General features: G+C 53.8%; 1 protein-coding gene. It reads left to right on the top strand.

Annotation, left to right across the window (positions count from 1 at the left end; genetic code table 11):
* Positions 1–65 precede the first annotated feature (65 nt).
* A partial coding sequence (locus R0J92_RS26835) for a GrpB family protein (RefSeq protein ID WP_411053926.1) occupies positions 66–234 on the top strand: 169 nt, incomplete at its 3' end.

Below are 234 nucleotides of genomic sequence, written 5' to 3'. Positions count from 1 at the left end.
ATGGGAGTCGAGGGGCTGCCATTTCGGAAAAGGTGATTTTTTGATTGGCCTAAGGGAGGAAGAGAATGCGCAAAGTAAGGGTGACGCCATATGATGAGGGATGGCCAGCTGCGTTTGAAAATGCTGCTGCAGAAATCCGGGGAATGCTCGGATCCGATTGCCTGGACGTGCAGCATATCGGCAGCACCGCAGTGCCTGGCATTGCTGCGAAACCGGTAATTGATGTGCTCGTGG

Source organism: Tritonibacter sp. SIMBA_163 (genome assembly GCF_046535935.1).
GTDB lineage: Bacteria > Pseudomonadota > Alphaproteobacteria > Rhodobacterales > Rhodobacteraceae > Epibacterium > Epibacterium scottomollicae.
The sequence above is the reverse complement of the archived record's forward strand: the minus strand, read 5'-3'. Positions and strand labels throughout refer to the sequence as shown.